This window comes from Planctomycetaceae bacterium (assembly GCA_041398825.1).
Lineage (GTDB): Bacteria > Planctomycetota > Planctomycetia > Planctomycetales > Planctomycetaceae > F1-80-MAGs062.
Genome location: JAWKTX010000009.1, coordinates 272699 through 289873 on the forward strand (window position 1 = coordinate 272699; position 17175 = coordinate 289873).

The following is a 17175-nucleotide window of genomic DNA, read 5'->3' on the forward strand; positions in this document are numbered from 1 at the left end:
TTGGTCGCTCTGGAAATTCGACAGAATCCTGATCGCTGGCCGTTGAAAAACGACGCGAAAGGCAACCGCACGCGTCAGAGAGGCACGTTTTTCAGCGTCGGCAATGTCCAGCGACCCATCTCTGACGGGTCGCGAAGTTGTTGAGCGGGCTGGCAGGATAGCGCAGTAACCGAGTCCTTGAAGATCCGGCTAAGCGGGAGGGTTCGTTAAAACAAGTGAAACACAAGTCTGACCCAGGGAACGAAGAATGTCGTTCGCAACCGCGTCATTACTCATTCCGTCATTTGATTTTGCCGTTCGTGATCAGGCCTGCACTACGCGTCCTCTGAACGCTGAAAGATGGCCCGGACACCAGAAAGTGCAATTCCCGTCACAAATACCGCCGCGGTACCTATGACGATGGCCATCAGAGGATGTACATACCCGCGGATCCACGCGATGGACGGTGGCGGATTGTCGAGGCTGGAGAGTGTGATGGCCCCGATGAAGGTGACTCCCACAATGACGGCCGCCAGACTGACGAGGGTTCCCCGAACGCGAGTAAATCTGGCCAGCAACATTAACCCCAGTGTTCCGCCGCTCAAGACTCCTGAAATCTTCCACCATGCATCCAGCATGGACTCAATTTTCGTCATCGCAATTGCACAACCAATGCCAGCTATCCCAAGCACGATGGTGATGTTACGCAGGAACCGTAGTTCGCTGGCATCCGCCGTGCGGCCCCAGAATCGCTGTCGCACATCGCAAAGAAGCAGGGTTGCAGAACTATTCAGCGATGAGTCGACGGTGCTCATCGCTGCTGCCAGGATTGCCGCGATGAGAAGCCCTGAAAGCCCCGGTGGTAACTCCGAAAGGATGAAAACGGGCAGTACTCGGTCGGATTTTATATCAGCCGGCAAAACCCCGCTTCCCGTCGTTTGGTAAAACGCGAATAATGCGGTGCCCACGAAGAACAGGACTGCTGAAATCGGGATGTATCCCAATGCACCCATCCAAACGCTTTTTCGTGCAGACTGGTTCGAATCAGAAGCAAAGTAACGCTGAACGTAGGTTTGATCGGCAGCAAAATTCTGCACGTTGATGACCAGCCCGAACATCAGCGTCATCCAGAATGATGGTATTGCAAAGGTGCTTCCGTTGAACTCGGTGGAACCAAGCGACAGTTTGTTGACTGACTGGTGGCGAGCGATATCGATGATTCCAAAGAAACCTCCTGGTACCCGGCTGACCAACAACCCTGCACAGATAATGATTCCACCCACAAGAATGAGACTCTGCGCAACGTCCGTCCAAATGACCGCCTCGATGCCACCCGTCAGTGTGTAGACGATCACAAGAATTCCGATCGCGAGAATCAGCCAGTAGACGTCAATCGAAAGCAGCGTGCTCACTGCCAGAGACACACCGTAAAGGATCGTTCCGGTTCGTCCAACGTGGTAGAGAACATTAAACAGAGCCGCATAAACGCGGGCCCAGGCTCCAAAACACTGTTCCAGAGGCTCGAAAGCGGAAACGCTTCCAGTCGCTCGAAACCACGGAACAAACCACTTTGTGGCAATCCACGCTGCCCACGGAAGCGACAGAGAAAACACGAATGGATTCCAATTGTCCGCAAAGGTCTTGCCTGGATTCGCGATGAAACTAATGCTGCTGACGAATGTTCCAATGATCGAAAGTCCAACTACCCACCCTGGCAGTGAGCCTCCGGCCACCATGAATTCGCCTGCGTTCTTTGTTCGCCTCGACATTAAACAGCCGAGGGCCGTTACAATGACGAGGTAGAGCAATATGATGATCAGATCGAGTGGATGCGTATGGCCAAACATCTGGGGGTTATCCGAAGGGAGGAGTCTGAGGAACAAGAAGAATAGTCGTTTTGTTCGGATGTAAGATTGTTCAGAATAAGTAGAGTTGAAGTTCTGCGTAAAAAGTGAATATTACTCAGACTGTTGCCTTTGAAGGAATGGCCTGGCCGGTGCCCGCAGTTTTGTCGACGATGCACCGAAGAGAGGTTTGTTTTTCCTTTGAAATCGTCGATTCTGTGGTTCAATGTTGCCTCAGAAAACCTCCGCGTGCTCATCACAGGATGACGTGCTGACTGACGTGAGGTCGGTTGTTGTTTCGCAGATTATTGCCAGGGGACACGATGTACACACTCTTGACTGGTGCCACAGGGCTGGTTGGACGTTATCTGGTTCGAGATCTTTTGCTGAATGAACACCAATTGGCGGTGGTCGTGCGCCCATCGCGGCGTCAATCCGCATCAGACCGAATGGAGGAAATCCTTCAGCACTGGGAACGCGAACTTGGCCGCGCTTTGCCGCGACCGGTCGTAATTTCAGGAGACATTTGCCAGCCAGGTTTTGGCTTCAGCGAAGAAGACGCCGAATGGGTGAGCGAGAACTGTTCCAGCATCATCCACAGTGCTGCGATCCTGGAATTCTACGGAAAGGATCGCGCAGGGGAACCGTGGCGAACGAACCTGAATGGTACTGAAAACATGATCGCGCTGTGTCGTGATCTCAGGATTCACGACATCCACTACGTGTCTACTGCCTATGTCGCGGGAATCCAGGAAGGTCGTGTCATGGAAAGCAGTCTGTCTGCCGGGCAGACTTTCCGCAATGACTACGAAGAAAGTAAGTTCCTCGCAGAGTCACTGGTCCGGCAGATCGATTTCGCAGACCACGTTACGGTCTATCGTCCCGCCGTCATTGCAGGCGATTCCAGGACCGGGTACACAAATACCTACCACGGAATTTATCTGTACCTTCGACTCATGGCTCTGATGATTCCGGCTATCCCATTGAACGAGGACGGAAAGCATCCAACCCCAATTCGACTGCGAATGACGGGTGACGAACGCCGGAACATTATTCCTGTCGAGTGGGTATCGGCGGTCATGACTCGTATCTTCGAATCCCCGGAAGCACGCGGTCTTACGTTTCACATCGCTCCTGACCACCCAATCAAAGTCCGTCAGATCATTCAGTACTGTGCTGATTTCTTCAATTCAACGGGTGCTGAATTCATCGGAGCAGATGCGCCGGAACCAGCAGCAGTCAGTCGGGAAGAAAACGAAGACCAGTACATGTTTGAGCGTTTGTACAAGGAGAACATGGAGACCTATGCTCCGTACGAACGCACCGACAACATCTTTGACCTGACAAACACGAAGCGATTTGCCGGCGACATTGTGTGTCCAGTCATTGACGAGACAGTGATGCATCGCTACATCGAGTATGGCAACGAGGACCGATGGGGCAAGCGAAAGCTGGAGTGGGTTGAGCCTGCATTCGAAGCGATGGAAGTTCTGCATTCAGCCAGCAACACCAGCGCGATTCCGGAAAACACGGTCGGCATTGATCTTTCCGGACCAGGCGGGTTACAGGCAACGCTGCAGTTGTCAGCCGAAGGCATTTGTTCCGTTGAGCGTGGGTTGCCGCCTGCCGGGACGCCCGTCCTGCGAATGACAGCAGTGGACTTTGGGGCTTCGGCAAAGACTCGGGTACCGGATATGGCACCCTGCTGGGATGACACCGATCCCGTGACCGCCGTACAGCTGTCAGAGTTGCTGATTTCTGCATTGCAGATTTCCGAGCTGGAAACCGAGCAGAAGGCGACCGAAGCGAAGTAGCCCCAGGGAAATACCACTGAACAGAAACGAAGCGGAGCCGCTCAGATTTGAGCGGCTCTTTTTTTCTTGCCGCTTGCTCGACAGACGCCAGTTTATTGAAGTCGGCTCACAACCTTTCTGAGTCCCTTCTGAATTGCTGCAGGCTCCGGATCTTCAAACGGTAGTGCCTTCAGGAATTCCACCAGATCCGCTATTTCCGATTCGTTCAGGCCGCTGGTTACCCCATGTTGATCGTCCTTGTTCCATGTTGTTAACACATCGGTCAGAGTCTCTGCTTTTCCATGGTGCAGGTAAGGCCCGGATCGGTAGATGCCCAGAAGCGTTGGCGTGTCGTAGGCGGGTGCCATCAATTCTGATGGGTCGTCATGGCCGGTACCAACATCGTGCCGAACAATCTGTTCGGTCGGGCGTGGTTGCGAGTCTGTATAGAACGGGCCACTGTGGCACGACGCGCATTTTGTTCGATCTGAATGGAATAGTTGCTGGCCGCGTCGAGCAGCCTCCGAAAGCCCATTCTTCGAATGAGGACTGAGCGTGAATTTGTGTGAATTTGTATAAGCTGCCAGAGCGTCCAATGCCTTGCTTTTGCCACTGATGGGATCGCCGAGCGCATCGGGCAACGCTCCGCGCATTAGCCCCCGCCCCTGCATCAGTTGCCCGCGGACAGTGTGTTCAAAATCCTGTACCTCGTCGCGATCGGCAGACCAGTGGACAGGATGTGTCCAGCCAAGTCCCGCGAGAGGTTGAGTACTTCGCAAACCTTCTGGTTGCTGCCACGTGCGACCATCGGCGTCACCATCGGGATGACAGCTTGAGCAGGAGATCCAGTTTCTGGAAGACATCGGCTGAAGAGCTGTGTAGAAGAGCTTCTTTCCGAGAAGCGCGTCTTCGGTCAGGGGATTCTGAGTCACTTTCTCGGAAGCAATCACTTTCAGGCTGGCCGGATCAATTGCCACCACCTCGAAATCCAGTGCGTTGTACACCAGTATTGCAGCCCCGTCATTTGTGTACCGAACAGCTCGTGGATTGTTGCCCAGTGGAATCGATGCCGCATAGTCCAGTTCCGAATAGTCATCGTTGATAACCCGGCAGAGAAACATGTCGTTTGTCGCCCCAAAGATGACTGCAATTGTGCTGTCGTCCGGCGAAACGGCTGTTTCCCATGGATTTGCGGTGACTCTCGCACCTCGAATCGAATCCATCGGAACGCGAACCCGTTGCCCCGATTTTTCCCCCTGCAGCGTCGCAACCGAAACGTACGGAAAGATCGAACCGTTTCCGTGTGCAGCTGTGACTCGCGAACGAATATGAGTCAGATACGCCTTTCGTTCATTGTTCGATAACGTCACCTGCCGACACAGATTGTCTGTTGAGGCTGGTTCCCAGGACCTCTTCAGGGTCCCGTCGACTGTAGAGACCTCCACAAGTCGTGATGTTAGATATTCGGTGACAAACAGAGCGGTCGAATCCGAGTTGATTGCGATCCCGCGCGGCATGGCCCCGACAGTCCAGGCAGCATCCTGTTGCCACGTTGATGTGTTGATCCGAACGACCTGTCCGGGATACTCAAGGGTGACATAGGCAAATCGACCATCTTCGGAGCACACGACCCCATAGGGTTCGTCAAATACATTGATTTGCTGCGTCACTGTCGCCTTTTCGGCGTCAATCACGCTAACGACATCGTCCCCGTAGACGCAGCACAGAAGTTGCTTTGTTCCGGGTATCCACGCCACACCTTCCGGGTGAACACCAACCGGAACTTCCGAAATTTTCTTCATCTCAGGCCAGGACAGTATGGTTACGGAACCACTGTCGCGGTTCGAACATGCGATCAGTGTGTTGCTGCTGTCGATCGCCAGAAGACTATTTGACTGGCCAGCCTGAACCCGCGAAGAAACGCCGCAGGTCAAGGGCAGGATTAAGCCCAGCATGAACAGACGGAGGAAACGAGGACACATAGTGAAGTCACCTGTTGGGAATGTTCGACTCATAGCAGTGCGTGCCGTTAACGAAGAAATTCAGGCCAATCTGATGTCGCAGGATCATATCAGAATAGCCAGTCGGCCCGAAAGCTGCGCGGCAAACATTGCTGGTCCACCCAATGGGCTCCACCGTTCGATCCCGTTGGCATGGATTTTGAATCATTTCGAGGTCGTACAAATCTGGCAATGGAACCAGAATACTCTGAGGCTGAACGGCCATTTCTTTACAGCTGTCGTTGATAATCTCGTTTCCGCAAATGCGTTATTTACTTTTCGAAGATGAACTCACCGACGATTTGTCTCCTCTGACGCTGCTGCGACCTTCGTTTGAGCTGGTGTGCGGTCGTGATTGCCTTCGGCGCCGAGTGGAACGATGGTTCCCCGGTGCTCACTGGGGTGTTTGGGTCCGATCGCATTTGGTGGCGGTTTACCGAGAGCAGTTTCCTGATGCTCACGTCAACCAGTTGAACTGGCTGCAGCATCACTCGACGTTGCTGATGAATGGACGCTGGTTGCCGGATGCCAGAATTGATCCCTCCCAACTGGACCTCGACAGCGCCGGATTTATCGATGGACATCTTGCGTGGATTGCACTTGCCCCGGAAGAATTGAGCCTGCTTACCGAACAGGACTTCAGCTCCACGCTGCTCTTGCTGGCCCGAAGTCGACGCGTTGTCGAAGCAGGTGGCAGCATTATCCGTTATCCATGGGACCTGGTCAGTCGGAACTCTACGCAGCTGGTTCGAGATTTCCGGGACGAAGGGCTTTCTCAATCCACAAGTAGTCCTCAGGTTGTGATTCTGGGAGATCCGCAGGACGTCTATATTTCAGAATCAGCGAGGATCGATCCGTTTGTTGTGATCGATGCAACATCCGGACCTGTGTCTATCGACCGCGATGCCGAAGTGCAGGCATTCACGCGTATTGATGGGCCCTGTCATATCGGTAGAGGGGCAAGAGTCTACCGTGCGATGATTCGAGGCGGCACAACGGTCGGAGCGTACTGTCGTGTTGGTGGCGAAATCGAAGAGTCGATTCTTCATAGCTACGTGAACAAATACCACGAGGGGTTCCTTGGCCACAGCTACGTTTGCCCCTGGGTGAATCTTGGTGCAATGACATCTACCTCTGACCTGAAGAGCGACTACAGTTGTGTACGCGTTCCTCTGAAAGGTAAATCCATCGATTCACAGATGATGAAGGTCGGTTCGTTTATCGGCGACCATACAAAAACTGCCATCGACAGCATGTTCAATACGGGCAGTTCCATAGGCATTATGGCGATGGTGCTTCCCGGAGGTCGGCTTCTGCCACGTCATATCCCTTCATTCTGTAACATAAGTTTCGGCGAACTGGCTGCTGACTGGCCGCTGGAAAACAGCCTTGCCTCCGCTGCAATTGCCATGCAGCGAAGAGACCAGACTCTGACCGCTGCCATGGAAACCCTGATTCGCACAGTCTACCTGCAAACTGAAGCGGAACGCGATGCTGCGATGGAAAGAGCCAGGCAACGTCGCAGCGTGATGTGATCAGCGATCCCTGACGCAATCGCTTATGGACACTTTACTGCACGACTAAGTCACCCGGGTCGGAGCACATGGCCTGCTGAACGCGCTTGACGTATAGCTTCCTAGCATTGGATTTACTGCCTGCTGAACTCCGCGAAATGCTGCATACTTCTTTCGTACGAATCGTCTCTTGCGGTACTTTGACCGCATGTTCGCCGTTCCGCTAAACTCGGAGGCCTGAAGATGATTCAATGGGAACAGAAAATGAAATCAAACAGCAGTGGGCATCGAACGCAAGGCACATCATGACCGATGACGCATCGAATCCAGGTGCCTTATCGCAGCAAATTGCTCTGAAGCGAAGTGGCCGATCTGATGTCCCGTTCTTTCTTGTGATGGGCGGATTATCGTCCTGCTTTATCGTCCTGATTGTCCTGATGCTCGCCGCAGATCTGCTGTTTACTTCGGTGGCTGATTTCAAAGAGGCGTTGTTGAAGCCGGAAATCCAGCAGGCGTTTCGGCTGACGCTGCTGTCCTGCTCTATATCCGCATTGTTGTCCGTTTGGGTGGCAGTTCCACTCGGATACCTGCTGTCCAGATATCAGTTTCCCGGCCGCTGGGTTGTGGACACGCTTGTTGATATTCCTGTCGTACTGCCGCCGCTCGTTTTGGGGTTAAGCCTGCTGATTCTGTTTCACTTAAAGATCAACGGGTGGGAGCTGGAAACCTGGTTGCGGCAAGACCTTCATTATCCGGTCACGTATCAGGTTCGCGCGGTGATTCTGGCACAGTTCAGCGTGGCGTGTGCCTTTGCGGTTCGAACGATGCGTGTTACTTTTGATCAAATTAACCCGCGGGCAGAAGATGTGGCGAGAACTCTCGGATGCACTCGCAGTCAGGCGTTCTTGCGTGTCGCATTGCCTCAGGCATGGCGCGGGATCATGGCCGCTGGAACAATTGCCTGGGCAAGAGCTATGGGGGAATTCGGTCCCATCCTGGTGTTTGCCGGCGCGACACGAATGCGGACAGAAGTCCTGTCTACCACTGTCTTCCTCGAACTCAGCATTGGCAACCTGAACGCGGCTGTGGCAGTTTCGCTGCTGATGGTGCTGATGGCATCGATCGTGTTGCTGATTCTTCGTGGCCTTGGGACAAGGCTGACAGCATGATTGAGCTAAAGGATGTGACAATTGCCGCCGGTGATTTTCGACTCACGCAATTGTCCTTTTGCATTGAAACCGGTGAGCATGTTGCACTGATGGGGCGAACCGGGAGGGGTAAGACTACGATTCTCGAAGCGATTTGCGGCCTGCGCAGGATTGATTCCGGTGCCATCCTGATTCACGGTGTCGACGTAACGGACTGGTCCCCGCGCGACAGGCAGGTTGGATATGTACCTCAGGATCTTGCTTTGTTTCCAACATTAACGGTGCGCGAACACCTCGCCTTTGCACTGGAAATCCGAAAGGTATCTGCTTCGGGAATTTCGGAACGAGTGAACGAACTCTCTGATTTACTTGGCATTCGGCATCTGCTGGCTCGGCGCATCCAGGGACTCAGCGGAGGAGAGTCTCAACGCGTGGCACTGGGGCGTGCTTTATCATTTCGTCCGACGGTGCTGTTGCTCGACGAGCCGCTTAGTGCGTTAGACCAGGAAACTCGACTGGAAATGCAGACGCTGCTTCAATCTCTGAAGACGACGGCGCAGGTCACGACGCTGCATGTAACGCACAGCGAAGAGGAAGCGAATCTGGTGGCTGACAGACGCCTGATTCTTACTGACGGGCGTGTGATGGATACCTGATGGCTTTTTGTTTCCGGCAACCCGCTGTTCAGGCTGAACCTGATTGGTCTGCGTGTGTCAATGAGGATGTCACAGCAACTGAGCCGAATGAATGGCTGCGGTTTCTGAATGGAAGGTAGCCGGATAAGGTTTGCCGGACCGCATTGCTAACGCGGTTCTCTTCTGGAGATGAGGGTTCGAACCCCTTGCCTTCCGCTGATAACAAGTCGGTACACCGGAGGTGCATCTGTCAGGACAGTGTATAGATGGCTATTTGAAAGAAGATCGTCACAGCGAGAATGTCGAGTATCGATGCAATCAGGGCATTGGACATGATGGCTGGATCCAACCCCAGACGCTGCAATATCAGGGGCAGGACTGCCCCGAATGACGTTCCGAGCACTACTACACTGACCACGGTACCACCGATAACGGCCGCTTCCTGCCAGCTCCGTCCGAACCAGAACAGCGTGAAGACGGTATCGATGGCTGCAAGTAACGCACCAAGAAGCAGGGCGACCCAGATTTCACGCGTGATGACGTCTCTGTGTTCGCGAAGGAGGGACTGGTTTCCGGAATCGGCGGGTTGCAGTGCAATCATGCGGATGAACAAGGTCGCTGATTGAGAACCGGTATTTCCACCGCTCGCCATGACCAGCGGGAGAAACATCAGAATCAACGCCGTGAGCTCACCTGCGGAACCCGTATAGTGGTCGAGTACCCTTGCGTTCGCCAGCGCCATAATTGACAGAAAGACCAGCCAAATTCCCCGCTTCCAGAGAATGGTCAGGATTGGTGTCTCCTCGTAGGCATCTTCGAGCGGCTGTACCCCGCCCTGCAGGTAGGCATCTTCTGTTGCCTCTTCCTGAACAACGTCCAGGGCGTCGTCGTGGGTCACGATACCAACGAGTCTGTCGTCGTCATCCACAATCGGAACGGCAAGAAAGTTGTATCTTGCGAGCTCCTGTGCAACGGCCTCTCGCTCATCCGAGACTCGCATGCGCACGACGTCCCGTTGCATGATTTCTGCAAGCAGGGTTTCTGGCTTTGCCAGGATAAGCTCACGAAGTGATATCAATCCCTCAAGATGCCGATTATCGTCGAGAATGTAAACGTAGTAGATCGTCTCGCTGTTCGGTGCCTGAAGTCGAAGACGCTCGATAGCGTCACGAACGGTGATGTTGGCCGGAAGCGACGCATACTCCGTTGTCATGATCGCACCAGCGCTCCATTCGTCGTAGGAGAGCAATCGGCGAATATCGTTGCGTTCTGCCTTGGCAATCAACCTCAGGATATCTTCGCGGCGTTCCTGCGGGATTCGGGTCAGCAAGTCGACCCGGTCATCCGATGACATTTGTTCCAGCAACTCAGACAGACGTCCGGAATCCAGTGTTTCGACGAGCTCAGCCTGACGCCGCAGTGAAATATTCTCAAAGATTTCGACCCGCAGCTCGAGCTCGGCCTGGTCCAGTACTGTCCAGACCTGGTTGGTCTCAAGGTCCTCCAGCATCTCGGCGAGTTTGACCGGATGGACAACTTCACAGAATTCTGCCAGGCCGTGCCGATCTCCTTCCTGGAGCATCAGCTGCAGGTCCGGAAAAATCAGAGACTGGTAGGCATCCCGCATCCCAACCACTCGTTCAAAAAAAATCCCTGCCAGCGGAAACCCCGCAGCAGGGACTCGATTTCAGTTGAAAAGAACGCTGCGATCCTCGAAGTCGAGGAACCAACGAACTAGCGTTTCGAGAACTGGTAGCTTCGACGAGCTTTCCGCTTGCCGTACTTCTTACGTTCGACCATTCGGTCATCTCGAGTCAGGAAGCCAGCGGTTGCAAGTGTGTGGTGCCAGGCTTCGTTCATGCCCTGCAGAGCACGAGCGATACCAAGGATGATAGCACCAGTCTGGCCGGTTGTTCCGCCGCCGTTAACGCGAACGTGGATATCAACCTGACCGACCTTGTCAACGGCCTTTACCGGGGCAATTACGCTCTCCCGGTCGCGCTGCACGCAGAGGAATTCTTCAACAGGACGGCCGTTGACCGTGAAGACACCTGTTCCCTCTTTGATGCGAACTCGGGCGACTGCCGTCTTTCGTCGGCCGGTTCCCATTGCAACGCCGAAGCGGTCAACCTTACCTCGAATGGTCGGCTGATAGTTGGGATCGACTGGAACCGATTCACCTGGTGCACCGGCGCCAAGAGTCAGCTCAGGAAGATCCGACGATGGCACCTCAGGCTCCGCGTCAGCGGAAACTGCTTCTTCGCCAGAGGCAACAACGGTCTCGTCCTGGGGTTCTTCGTTTACGGAGGGATCCATACTCATCACGTTTCAGAACAAATAGGGAGGAAAACAGGAGCGTTCGAAACTGCAGCACTCGGCAATTTCGAGGAACAGATCAAACGACTTCTCAGGAGTCAGCCTGCAATTTGGTCGATGGCAGCATGTGTGCTGGAAAAGGCTTGGGCTGTTGTGCCTGATGCGTATGCTCGGGGCCAACGAAAAGGCGCAGACGCTTCAGCATTTGATCCGCGAGCTTGTTCTTCGGAAGCATCCGGCGAACAGCTTCCCGAAGAATCATTTCCGGACGGTGCTGCCAGGCTTCAACCGCGGTTCGAGAGCGAAGGCCACCCGGATATCCGGTGTACCGGTCGTAGCTCTTCTTGCCCATCTTCGTGGACATGTACGGCACTTCTGCGTGCTGCATTGCACCGCCGCTGAAACGGACTCGTTCGACATTTGTTACAATTACACAGTCACCTGAGTTGACGTGTGGAGTGTAGTCGGCCTTGTGTTTCCCCATCAGGATCGTTGCGATCTGGACGGCAAGACGACCAACGATCTGACCGTCGGCATCCACGACAAACCAGTCCGGATCACACACTTCTTCTTTCTTTGCCATCCATGTTTTGCCGAGTGCCAGCATCGAACGTTCGTCCTCTGGGTTGAAAACCCGTGTTCATGTGTACATAAAAGTCCGCGGAGCCACAGAAACGAGTGTGGCATCTCCGCATGGAAACAAAAAAGCCGCCAAATACCGCTGGTAAATCGGCAGCTATCTGATGCAAGTCGAGAAATTTAGCGAGTTTGCAGCGGACATTCAATCCTGCAACCCACAAAACGCACTTGCGATGCACCAACTGGGAATGCCGATTCCGCGAATGCCGGCCGGACACTCGAAGCGACGGCCTGTTTACGGTAGCATCCCTGAGGCGGATGGCATCGCGTTTCATCGCGAATCTGCTTGAATTTGGTGGCTGGCTCCCGGCTGTTCCGTCGTTTGGTTGACTGGCTTCGGTTCATCCACCGCCCCGGTTTCGTTTCAGGTTTATCGGTTTCGAGACTTCGCTCAACGGTGATGACTTTGCGAAGTTGATGGAGATTCGCGGAACAATCCGTCCGCTGGAGGCGGGGTCCGGGTCGCTGCGAATTTTCAATTGGAGCCGAAATTCGGAAAATTCAGGCAATTCTGGTGATCGACGGAAGTCCGGTCCTGGTGTTTCATTGACTTCGGATCAGGCCTCTCAGGGCTGCAAGGTGGGTATCGTGGCAAAGGCATGGGGTGGTCGTTTCAGTCAGGCAACAGATCCACGTGTGGAAGCGTTCACTGAATCCATCAGCTTCGACCACCGCCTGTTCGAAGCGGACATTCGGGGATCGATTGCCCATGCCAGCATGCTGGCTGCGGTGGGATTGATTACGGATCACGAGCGTGACCTGATCACCAGCACACTATCGGAAATCAGAGAAGAAATCCGGCAGGGCAACTTCCCGTTCAGTCATGAGCTGGAAGACATTCATATGCACATCGAGAGCAGCCTGATTGCAAGGATCGGCGACGTCGGCAGAAAACTCCACACGGGACGCAGCCGGAATGATCAGGTTTCGACGGACTTAAAACTCTATGTCAGAGATGCAATTGACGACCTCGACAAATTGCTTGCCGACATACAGAGTGCTTTTGTCGATCGGTGTTCCACGGATGCGGACGTGGTCCTGCCCGGTTACACACATCTGCAGCGAGCACAACCGGTACTGGCCGCCCACTACTGGCTGGCGTATTGTGAGAAGTTTCAACGCGATCGTGACCGACTTGCCGATTGCCGCCGACGGGTGAATGTGAGTCCGCTGGGGGCCGCCGCGCTGGCAGGTTCGTCTCTGCCGATCGATCGACAAATGACTGCAAGCCTCCTTGGTTTCGAAGGCGTCGCAGCCAACAGTCTGGACGTGAGCAGCGACCGCGACTACCTGGTTGAGTTCGTATTTGGCCTGTCATTGATTTCTGCCCATTTGAGCACCTTGTGCGAAGAATGGATCCTCTGGTTCACCACAGAGTTCAATTTCCTTCGACTGCCGGACGCCTACACAACGGGTTCGTCGATCATGCCGCAAAAGCGGAACCCGGACGTTCTGGAGTTGATTCGCGGCAAGACGGCTCGCGTGATGGCTTCCGTTCCCCAGCTTTTGATCCTGCTGAAGAGCCTCCCTATGGCTTACAACCGTGATTTGCAGGAGGACAAGCTGGCTATGTTCAGTGCATACGACACGGTTCGGTCCTGTCTGGAGCTGACGCCCGCGATTGTTGCCGGTGCGGAACTGAAGCTGGATCAGATTCGTTCGAAGCTTGAAGACGGATTTCTGGATGCGACGGCGCTCATGGAATACCTGATCAAGAAGGGGGTTCCCATGAGAACCGGCCATGAAACGGTTGGAAAGCTGGTTGGAAAATGCGAAAAGGCAGGCTGCCGATTGAACGATCTTTCTCTGAATGACCTGCGCGCAGCGTGCGACCTGATCGAGGAAGATGTCTACCAGATTCTGGGGGCTGAAAATGCGATGAAAGCCTTGCAATCTTACGGATCCGGTGGCCAATCGTCTGTGACGGAACGGGTCAGGGAATGGAGAGAGAGGCTGAGTTCCTGAGTTGATTGTCCTGCGGGAGGGGTTGTATCGATTCGGTGATTGATCCTGCCCACCGATAAACTCCGTCAGCGCCTCCGATGAGATCAGGTTGACCGCTTCCGTTTGCAGGTCTACAGTGGAGTAGCGCTTGTCTCATGTCAGATTCGAGATGACCAGCAAACTCCAGACACCATAAACCAGTTTGACCGAACGGTTTCCGATTCGGGCGGAACAGACCCAGAATATGCCAGAAGATAAAGAGTCCGGTTCAGCAAATGGCGAAGGGCAGGCTCCGAAGAACCCTCGAAAGGAACGAGGTCCAGGCCTGTCGATGTGGTATGTCATTGCCATCGGCGTCATCCTGGTGGTCGTCCTGTCTGTTGCCAGCCGGAATCGTACCGGCGAACGAATCGACTACAGCCAGTTTCTGGAGGAACTTCAGAAGGGCAACTACACCTCCGCAAATGTGCATGAATTGACAATTGGCACATCAGCCCTGGCGTGGCAATCGCACGCCACTAAGGATGTCAGTGCTTCAAACGTCACTGACTTCAAACGCTTCTACGTACCCATTCTGCCGTTGAGCGATGTGGGTCGCGCGAACCTTGAGGAACTGCTGAAGTCGAAATCCATCAAGTACAGCTATGCTGAGCCACCATCGGAATGGGCGGCTCTGGCCCCGATGATGTTGTTCACTATTCTGCTGTTCGTCGCAGTGCTGCTCTTCCTCCGACGAATCGGTGGAGCTGGCTCAGCGATGTCGTTTGGGCGAAGTCGTGGTCGTCTGTACGCGCAGGAAGATGTTCGAGTTACATTTGCCGATGTGGCTGGCATTGAAGAGGCCGTCGAAGAACTAAAGGAGATCGTCGAATTCCTGCGAACTCCTCAGAAATATCAGGCACTGGGCGGTCGAATTCCGAGGGGCGTTTTGCTGGTGGGTCCTCCGGGAACCGGTAAGACAATGCTTGCCAAGGCAGTTGCGGGCGAAGCCGGAGTCCCCTTTTTCGGGCTGTCTGGTTCCGACTTTGTTGAAATGTACGTTGGTGTTGGGGCCGCTCGCGTTCGGGATATGTTCCAGCAGGCACTGCAGCGTTCGCCGGCCATTATCTTCATTGACGAACTGGATGCCCTGGGCAAAGTTCGCGGAAGCGGCGCTCCCGGAGGTCACGACGAACGAGAGCAAACTCTGAATGCGCTCCTGGTGGAAATGGACGGATTCGGCACCGACCAGAGCGTGATCGTAATGGGAGCGACCAATCGTCCGGAAACACTCGACCCGGCCCTGATGCGCCCGGGGCGATTTGATCGACATGTTCTGGTGGATCGCCCTGATATCAAGGGGCGAGAGGCCATTTTGAATGTCCATGCCCGAAAAGTAAAACTGGACACAAACGTTGACCTCAAACGACTGGCGAAACTGACACCGGGATTTGTTGGTGCGGATCTTGCCAACCTTGTCAATGAGGCAGCCTTATTGTCAGCGCGTCGTGATGAAAAACGTGTCACGATGCGGTCATTCGAAGACGGTATTGAACGGGTGATGGCGGGGCTGGAGAAGACCTCCCGGATCATTCTGGACGATATCAAACGCCGTGTGGCCTGCCATGAATCGGGCCATGCCCTGGTTGCGGCCAGCTTGCCGCACACGGATCCGGTCCACAAGATCTCAATCATTCCCCGAGGTATGGGAGCATTAGGGTACATGCTTCAACTGCCGGAGAATGAACGTGAATTACTGACGCAATCGGAATTGCAGAGCCGCATCGCTGTTCTCCTGGGGGGCATCGCGGCCGAACAGATCGTCTACAACGAGACTTCAACGGGAGCACAGAACGACCTGCAGCGTGCCACCGATTTGTCTCGCAGAATGGTGACGGAGTTTGGAATGAGCCCAAGGATGGGGCGAATGTACTACAGTGAGGCGCAACGCTCGCCGTTTCTTGCTGGCGCAGGTGCGGTTGTATCAGAATCCATCCACGCGGAAGCCACGCTTCGAGAGATCGACCAGGAGGTAAAACGGCTGGTCGATGAAGCCTACCGGACGGCATTTGAAACGCTGACATCTCAGCGCAGGACGCTTGATAAGTTGACGGCTGATCTGATTGAGATGGAAACGATGTCTGCTGAACACATGCACCTTGTAATTGAGCAGAATCGCACCGGGCCCAAGATCATGCATGGCACGAACCTGGCGCTGCCGGAACCGCCAACGCCCGGAAGCACATCCACGACCGAAGATGCAGAGCCTCCTTTGCGCGATGCCGCTGACGCATGACAACAATTTGTACTGATTTGTCGCAGGCATCGTCCGTCAAGTCGGAACGTCAATCCTGGTAACCGTTTACCGTGTTTGATGAAAATTGCGAATTGAATGCGTACAATGATGCGTGCGCTGGCGAAGCATGTCACCATCCTGGTGGCATGAGTTTACCTGCCAGGCATTCGAACTCGTCGAAGACCAGACGAAATCCCACCTCCACGATCCCACTGCTTCGGCAGTTCCCTTCAATTTGCCTGCCCCGGAACCTTACCTGGTCCCGGAGAAAATCCTGCCGAGACCATCCAAGTACACAGAACCCATCCGTGATCACAGAATTCATCCATGAACACAGCGGCGTCCATCAAATTACGCACTCCTCTCTTCCTCAGATTGCTTTTGTTCGCCTGTCTGACGGGATGCGGTAACAAGGCTGAGATCCGCGAGTACGTCGTAGAGCCTGAAGAAGACAAGGTCATCACATCAGAAGTGTTGCGTCGTTCGTTTGGCTCGATTCCACTCAAGTGGACCCAGCCCGAAGGCTGGCGGACTGCGGCAAATGATCAGTTCAGCGTGCTCGCATGGGTGACCAGTGATCAGAAGGACGTGGAAGCAAGAGTCACTTTGACGGATCTCCCCGGCTCTGCCGGCATCGTGCCGCAAATTGCCCGCTGGCGCGGTCAAATCGAACTTGATGATGCGGCACCGGACGAGATGATGAAGGATGTGGAGACCATTGATCTCGGCGATGGGCAGACCGGTTCCTACGTGCAGTTGAAAGGGAAGAAGGAATCGATTCTCGCGTTGATTCTTTCTGTGGAAGATAAGATGTGGGTGTTGCGTTATCGAGGAAATGAGATGGCCGTCAGAGACAGTGGCGCTGAGTTTCGACGTTTTTGTGAGTCAGTGCGAGTGGTGAATTAGCGGGCATGAATTACCAGCCCGGGGTGACTTTTGAAATCTGTATTCGACTTCGTTTTGTTTCTTGACCACGGTGAATTGGCGTTGAATTTGGTTCTGGGGCGAACGTCCCTGAGGAACGGATGAATCGATATGATGCCTGTACTGTGCAGGCATTGTTTCTGAGCGACATTGGATCGAATCGG

At 54.2% G+C, this 17175-nt stretch carries 12 protein-coding genes and 1 tRNA gene; 8 read left to right on the plus strand and 5 right to left on the minus strand.

Features of this window, described 5'->3' with window-relative positions:
* Positions 1-314: 314 nt before the first annotated feature.
* Positions 315-1826 (minus strand): sodium/solute symporter, encoded by a 1512-nt coding sequence (locus R3C20_17425; protein ID MEZ6042288.1) that lies wholly within the window; start codon positions 1824-1826, stop codon positions 315-317.
* A 320-nt stretch (positions 1827-2146) separates the two neighbouring features.
* On the opposite strand from R3C20_17425, the gene R3C20_17430 reads away from it, so the two are divergent.
* Entirely contained in the window at positions 2147-3637 is a 1491-nt protein-coding gene (locus R3C20_17430; protein ID MEZ6042289.1) for an SDR family oxidoreductase, read from the plus strand.
* 92 nt (positions 3638-3729) lie between these two features.
* Here the strand turns inward: R3C20_17430 and R3C20_17435 are convergent, their stop codons facing one another.
* On the minus strand, positions 3730-5631 hold the full coding sequence (locus tag R3C20_17435; GenBank protein ID MEZ6042290.1) for a c-type cytochrome: 1902 nt from the start codon (positions 5629-5631) through the stop codon (positions 3730-3732).
* Between the two features lie 248 nt (positions 5632-5879).
* Here R3C20_17435 and R3C20_17440 point away from each other — a divergent pair, with 248 nt between their 5' ends.
* The 4 genes from R3C20_17440 (at position 5880) to R3C20_17455 (ending at position 9129) form a co-directional block, all read left to right on the plus strand.
* Positions 5880-7151, plus strand: a complete 1272-nt coding sequence (locus R3C20_17440) for a putative sugar nucleotidyl transferase (GenBank protein MEZ6042291.1) — start codon at positions 5880-5882, stop codon at positions 7149-7151.
* A 230-nt stretch (positions 7152-7381) separates the two neighbouring features.
* Complete coding sequence (locus tag R3C20_17445) at positions 7382-8299, plus strand: ABC transporter permease (protein ID MEZ6042292.1); 918 nt, start codon at positions 7382-7384, stop codon at positions 8297-8299.
* Complete coding sequence (locus tag R3C20_17450; GenBank protein MEZ6042293.1) at positions 8296-8934, plus strand: ABC transporter ATP-binding protein; 639 nt, start codon at positions 8296-8298, stop codon at positions 8932-8934. Before R3C20_17445 ends, R3C20_17450 begins: the two co-directional genes overlap by 4 nt.
* Before the next feature lie 110 nt (positions 8935-9044).
* Positions 9045-9129, plus strand: a tRNA-Ser gene (locus R3C20_17455).
* 34 nt (positions 9130-9163) lie between these two features.
* Here R3C20_17455 and mgtE read toward each other — a convergent pair.
* The 3 genes from mgtE to rplM all read right to left on the minus strand — a co-directional run bounded on the left by mgtE (position 9164) and on the right by rplM (position 11836).
* Positions 9164-10540 (minus strand): magnesium transporter, encoded by a 1377-nt coding sequence (mgtE, locus tag R3C20_17460; protein ID MEZ6042294.1) that lies wholly within the window; start codon positions 10538-10540, stop codon positions 9164-9166.
* 107 nt (positions 10541-10647) lie between these two features.
* On the minus strand, positions 10648-11022 hold the full coding sequence (gene rpsI / locus R3C20_17465; protein ID MEZ6042295.1) for a 30S ribosomal protein S9: 375 nt from the start codon (positions 11020-11022) through the stop codon (positions 10648-10650).
* Positions 11023-11320: 298 nt separating this feature from the next.
* A complete protein-coding gene (gene rplM, locus R3C20_17470) occupies positions 11321-11836 on the minus strand; it encodes a 50S ribosomal protein L13 (protein ID MEZ6042296.1) in 516 nt (171 codons plus the stop codon).
* Positions 11837-12456: 620 nt separating this feature from the next.
* Here rplM and argH point away from each other — a divergent pair.
* The 3 genes from argH to R3C20_17485 all read left to right on the plus strand — a co-directional run bounded on the left by argH (position 12457) and on the right by R3C20_17485 (position 16993).
* Positions 12457-13833, plus strand: coding sequence for an argininosuccinate lyase (argH, locus tag R3C20_17475; GenBank protein MEZ6042297.1), 1377 nt, complete (start codon positions 12457-12459; stop codon positions 13831-13833).
* Between the two features lie 223 nt (positions 13834-14056).
* Positions 14057-16087, plus strand: a complete 2031-nt coding sequence (gene ftsH, locus R3C20_17480; GenBank protein ID MEZ6042298.1) for an ATP-dependent zinc metalloprotease FtsH — start codon at positions 14057-14059, stop codon at positions 16085-16087.
* 327 nt (positions 16088-16414) lie between these two features.
* The gene (locus R3C20_17485; GenBank protein MEZ6042299.1) at positions 16415-16993 is read left to right on the plus strand and encodes a hypothetical protein; all 579 of its coding nucleotides are present in this window, start codon (positions 16415-16417) and stop codon (positions 16991-16993) included.
* Positions 16994-17175: the final 182 nt, after the last annotated feature.